Genomic DNA, 3142 nt, shown 5'->3' with positions numbered 1-3142 from the left:
GGGGTGAAGCCGGGCGTCATTCCGCCGCGCGATGACTCGAAACGCAGGCGCTGGCATTTCGCCGCCCAACATCTTGCCAGTGCCGCAAGCATTGCTGTCTTTGCAGTCGCCATCGGCGTGGCGGCCTATTTTTGGTCCGAGCGCTCCCCCGCCTACAGCACGCCTATCGGCGGTCTGGCCTCCGTACCGATCCCCGACGGCTCCGAAATTACTCTCAATACCAACAGCGAAGTTCGCGTTCACGTCAGCGACGCCGAACGGCGCATCGATCTGAAACAGGGCGAAGCGTTCTTTAACGTTGCCAAAGACCCCACTCGGCCATTTGTCGTACAGGCCGGCAACACACGGGTCATTGCTCTCGGTACCCGATTCTCGGTGTGGCGAAACGGCAAAGACGTGCGCGTCGTCGTTAGCGAAGGCCGGGTGCGACTGGAGAACCGTGACAATCGCGATGCCGACACCGCCTCATCCGCTTTGACTGCCGGCACCGTTGCCCGCACCCGTGATGCGAAAGTAGCTGTGCAAAAGCGCTCGGTAGCTGAAGTCGAAGAGCTGCTGAGTTGGCGTTCTGGGTTGGTGGTGTTCAAAGAAACACCGCTGGCGCAGGCGGCGATGGAGTTGAACCGTTACAACACGCGCAAGCTGATCGTGGAAGACGAGGCCATCGCAGGGTTCCGCATCGGCGGTACCTTTCGCGCGACCAATCTGGATGCCTTCGTGCGCTTGCTAAAACAGGGCTTCGCCATCGATGCCGAGGAGCAGGAGGGTCGCATCGTACTCACGGAAAAATTGTAGTGACGTTACTGGAACCGCGTTTGCCAATCGTCCCGGTAAGCACTGGTTTATCGACATAAACACAACGATGGGGACGAGGCATGACGAAGTTCAAGGCGCCACTGCTTTCATTACTCGCGCTGTCCTGCGCGGTTCACGCCGGCGAAGCTAGACCAATCGATGTGCCAGCGGGCGATTTGACTGCTGCGCTGGAGATGATCGCCAAGCAATCGGGCGTCGAGCTGCTTTATCACAGCGACGAACTCAAAGGGATTCGTACCAAGGGTGTCAAAGGCGCGCTGTCCGCGAAGGAGGCGCTGGAGAGATTGCTGGAGGGAACGCTACTGACATTGAGCACGGATGGCGAGACCGGCGCGATGGTGGTGTCGGGAAAGGAAACCGCGACCAAGACTTCGCAGGCAATGACGCAGGGAGCAACTGTGCAGTTGGCGAGCGCCGAACTCCGGCTCAGCCAGGCACATGATTCTTCTTCTACAGCAGAGAGCCTGCGCACGGCGGATGCGCGAGATCTGGAGCTGGGAGATATCGCATCGGGCAAAGGCATTCCCGAGATCCTGGTGAAAGGCAAACGTTCACTGAACGTGGACATCAAACGCACCGAAGACGATCCACAGCCTTATGTGGTGCTCGACCGCAGTCAGATCGAGCGCTCCGGCGCGACCACCCTGGAGCAGTTCCTGCAGCAGCGGCTGCCGATGAATACCAGTGTGGGCAGTGTCGGCGGCGCGATGAACATGACTAGCCAGGACCTTCCTGGCGCCAGCGGCATCAATCTGCGTGGCTTGGGAGATGCACAGACGCTGATCCTGATCGACGGACACCGCATGTCCAGTCCCATGACCGGCAGCGGCAATCTTGCGCAGGGCGAAATCAGCGGCATTCCGTTGGCAGCCATCGAACGCATCGAGATCCTGCCCAGCACTGCATCCGGCATCTACGGCGGCAGCGCCACCGGTGGCGTGATCAACATCATCACTCGCAAGGACTACAGCGGCGGCGAAGCTCGCTTGACCTACGACAACACCTTCGACGCCGATAGCGCGGTTCGCAAGTTGGATGTGTTGTTCGGCACCAACTTCAACGAGGGCAAGACCAACCTGCTACTCAGTGGCAGCTACTCTGAGGCGAATGAGTTGCTGCAAGGTGACCGGGATTTCGCCGCGCGTGGGCGGGCGCTCATCTCGAGGAACAATTCTGTTTATTCGAATCGACCGTTGGGCAGCACGCCCAATATTCGCAGCTCCGATGGATCGCTGCTGGTGCTCGACTCTGGCACAGCGCTCGGCTCGTCATTCACCTCGGTGCCGGTCGGTTATGCAGGCGTGTCGACGGATGGCGGCGCGGCGCTCGCGCAGAACGCTGGAAGTTACAACTGGGCACTTTCCAGCGGAGCGTTGGGCCTTCGCCAATCGTTGTATAGCGAACCGTCGGTGAAGAGTGGGCTGCTGGTGTTGCGTCACCAGTTCAGCGACACCTTGCAGGCGTTCATCGATCTGTCGTCTTCGGAGGCACGGCGTCGCTCCACCCTCGGAGGATTCGCGCAGAACTTCACATTGGCTGCGAATTCGCCGTTCAATCCGTTTACTACCGCGGTGTCGGTCACCGCTGCGATGCCGGCCGATATTCCGCAAGAGTCGCTGACCGAACGTGAGCGGGCGGTGGTGGGTGTCGTCAAGCAGCTGCCCGGGAGTTGGTCGACCAGCCTGGACTTCACCTTCGATCGGACAGAGTTCAGTTACAACGGCGGTGGCAATACCGGTTATGGCGTTGTGGCCAGTGCCGGCGGCGTGGATATCCTGCGCGATCTGGAAGCTTTCCCAGTCGACTATCAATCGACCATCGTCCCGGTCTATGCGGCGTCCACTCGCACGACCATGAAAGATACCAATCTTCGAGTCAGTGGTCCGCTGGGCGACCTTCCCGGCGGCAGGCCGATGTTGTCCGGGGCGCTTGCGTACCGTGAGGAAAGCGTGCCGGATACGCTGAAAGCGAGTTCGCCGACCTTTCATTTGCTGATTCCGTCGCGTTCTACCGCCGTGCCGAGCGCGTATCTGGAATATCGAGTGCCGCTGTTCTCGCAGAAGAACGCACGTCCCGGTCTAAAAGAACTGGACCTGCAATTTGCGGTTCGAGGCGAGAAATACACCAGTAAGTCGGGTGGCCTCGTGCCTTTGTTCGGCGCGTTGCCGTCGCCGTTGCCGCAGCCTACGCGTGAGACGAATGAGTTCTCGTCGGTGGATCCGACCATCGCCTTGCGTTGGGTGCCGGTGCAGGACCTGGCTGTGCGCCTGAGCTATGGCACGGGCACTCTGCCACCGTCGCTGAGTCAACTGGTGCCCATTGGCTC

At 60.2% G+C, this 3142-nt stretch carries 2 protein-coding genes; both read left to right on the top strand.

Annotated features, from left to right (window positions below; all coding sequences use genetic code 11):
- A partial coding sequence (locus JNL55_RS08010; RefSeq protein WP_293851717.1) for a FecR family protein occupies positions 1 to 795 on the top strand: 795 nt, incomplete at its 5' end.
- An 80-nt stretch (positions 796 to 875) separates the two neighbouring features.
- Positions 876 to 3142: TonB-dependent receptor domain-containing protein (locus JNL55_RS08005; RefSeq protein ID WP_293851714.1), on the top strand; the 2267-nt coding region annotated here is incomplete at its 3' end.

Origin of the sequence: Steroidobacter sp., assembly GCF_016790065.1 — a bacterium.
Taxonomy (GTDB): Bacteria; Pseudomonadota; Gammaproteobacteria; order Steroidobacterales; family Steroidobacteraceae; genus Steroidobacter.
This window is presented reverse-complemented; position numbering and strand designations above follow the sequence as displayed.